Origin of the sequence: Mycobacterium sp. (genome assembly GCF_050701675.1) — a bacterium.
Taxonomy (GTDB): domain Bacteria; phylum Actinomycetota; class Actinomycetes; order Mycobacteriales; family Mycobacteriaceae; genus Mycobacterium.
Genome location: NZ_JBOGDD010000254.1, coordinates 1 through 2,351 on the forward strand (window position 1 = coordinate 1; position 2,351 = coordinate 2,351).

Annotated in this window: 3 protein-coding genes; 1 reads left to right on the forward strand and 2 read right to left on the reverse strand. The window is 66.5% G+C overall.

The genetic code is table 11. The features are described from left to right. A partial coding sequence (locus ACRDUX_RS07270; RefSeq protein WP_526412418.1) for a Fe-S cluster assembly protein SufB occupies positions 1-636 on the reverse strand: 636 nt, incomplete at its 3' end. Beyond that, on the reverse strand, positions 633-1,424 hold the full coding sequence (locus ACRDUX_RS07275) for a helix-turn-helix transcriptional regulator (protein ID WP_526412420.1): 792 nt from the start codon (positions 1,422-1,424) through the stop codon (positions 633-635). The genes ACRDUX_RS07275 and ACRDUX_RS07270, both read right to left, overlap by 4 nt. A 76-nt stretch (positions 1,425-1,500) precedes the next feature. Here ACRDUX_RS07275 and mptB point away from each other — a divergent pair. Further along, positions 1,501-2,351: polyprenol phosphomannose-dependent alpha 1,6 mannosyltransferase MptB (gene mptB, locus ACRDUX_RS07280; protein ID WP_526412422.1), on the forward strand; the 851-nt coding region annotated here is incomplete at its 3' end.

A 2,351-nucleotide genomic window follows, 5' to 3' on the forward strand; every position in this document is an offset into this window, starting at 1 on the left:
GAAGTACGCCTGCAGCGGGATGTCGACGTGCACGCCCTTGGGCACGTAGATGAACGAGCCACCCGACCACACCGCGGTGTTGAGTGCGGAGAACTTGTTGTCGCCGGCCGGGATCACCGTGCCGAAGTACTGCTTGAACAGCTCGGGGTGTTGCTTCAGCGCGGAGTCGGTGTCGAGGAAGATGACGCCGAGCGCCTCGAGATCCTCACGGATCGAGTGGTAGACCACCTCGGACTCGTACTGCGCGGCGACGCCGGAGACCAGGCGCTGCTTCTCGGCCTCGGGGATACCGAGCCGGTCGTAGGTGTTCTTGATGTCGGCGGGCAGGTCGTCCCACGTGGCAGCCTGCTTCTCGCTGGAGCGCACGAAGTACTTGATGTTGTCGAAGAAGATGCCCTCGAGGTTGGAGCCCCAGTTCGGCATCGGCTTCTTCTCGAACGTGCGCAGCGCCTTGAGGCGCATCGCGAGCATCCACTCGGGCTCACTCTTCTTGCCCGAGATGTCGCGCACCACGGCCTCGGAGAGACCGCGCTGCGCACTGGCGCCCGCGACGTCGGAGTCCGACCAGCCGTAGCCGTACGTGCCCAACGAGGCAATGGTTTCCTCTTGGGTCAGTGCTTCCGGGGTGGTCGTCATGTCGACGCTCCTTGATTCTCGATAGCGGTGATGGATTCGGCGCGGGCCGTGCGCCTTGCGGGCTCTGGAATGAGCGGAACGTGCGTGGTGCACGCGCAGTCGCCGTTGACTATGGTCGCCAGCCTCTGTACGTGAGTACCCAGGATGTCGGCGAAGGCTTCTCGCTCGGCCTCGCACAACTCCGGAAATTCCTCGGCCACGTGCGATACCGGGCAATGGTGCTGACAGATCTGGACACCGTCGATGGGGCCGGTGACCCGCGTGGTGGTGGTCGCGTATCCCGCCCCGGTGAGGGCGACGGCGACGCGGTCCGCCGCGGCGGTGACGCCTGGTTTGACGCCCTTGCTCACTGCGTTTGCGACGCCGTCAACGCCAGCCAGGATCGTATCGATGCGCCTGCGCGCGAAGGTGCGGATGGCGTCGTCGCCGCCGACCTCGCGCAATTGCCGCATGGCGGCGACGGCCAGGTCGTCGTAGGCGTGGTCCAGTTTCGCCCGTCCGGCGGCGGTGAGCCGGTACCGCTTGGCGGGACGTCCCCGGCCGTTGTGCTGCCAGGACGCTGCGGCATTCGATTCGGCATCGCCGACCTCGACCAATGCGTCGAGGTGGCGGCGCACTCCGGCCGCTGAAATGCCCAGCCGATCGCCGATCTCACCGGCGGTGGTGGGGCCTTCTAGCAGCAGTTGCACGATAGATGCGCGGGTGTGCCCGTCGGAGGACACCGCGACGCCCGCCGGGGCCGGTAATCCGGCTCCAGTCGCGCGCGTAGCCTCCGTGCGGATTTTCACAACACCATTGTGACGGAATTCGGCAAACGGGTCTAGGAAGGTGACCCTTACAAGGCCGACTTACTACGCTGCTGTGATGGCAGCGCGGCTACGGTCACCCAGTTCTGCCGTCGCCCGCTGGCACGCCGACGAGACGACGGTCAGCTCTCCCCTCATCGCATCCGAGGTCGCAGCGCTGCGCCGCACCCGCGTCTTCGGCGCCACCGGCACCGTCCTGATGGCGATCGGGGCGCTCGGCGCTGGCGCGCGGCCGGTGGTCCAGGATCCCACGTTCGGAGTGCGGCTCCTCAATCTTCCCTCCCGCATCCAGACCGTGTCGTTGACGATGACGACCACGGGGGCCGTCATGATGGCGCTCGCATGGCTGATGCTTGGGCGATTCGCGCTGGGCAGCCGCCGCATGTCCAGGAGCCAGTTGGACCGCACCCTGCTCCTGTGGGCGCTGCCGCTGCTGATCGCGCCGCCGATGTACAGCAAGGACGTCTACTCCTACCTCGCGCAGAGTCAGATCGCCCGTCTCGGGCTCGATCCGTACCGGGTGGGGCCTGCGACCGGGCTCGGACTCGACCACGTCTTCACGCTTTCGGTACCAAGCCTGTGGCGAGAGACGCCGGCTCCGTACGGCCCACTGTTCCTGTGGATCGGCCGCGGCATCTCCGAACTCACCGGTGACAACATCGTCGCAGCAGTGCTTTGTCACCGCATCGTGGTCCTGGCCGGTGTGGGGCTGATCGTCTGGGCCACTCCACGTTTGGCCCGACGATGTGGTGTCGCCGAGGTCAGTGCACTGTGGCTGGGGCCCTGCAACCCACTCCTCTTCATGCATCTGGTCGCGGGCATCCACAACGAAGCGCCGATGCTCGGCCTGATGCTTGCGGGCACCGAGTTCGCGCTCCGAGCCGTCAGCCGAACCAGCGACGGCAGGTT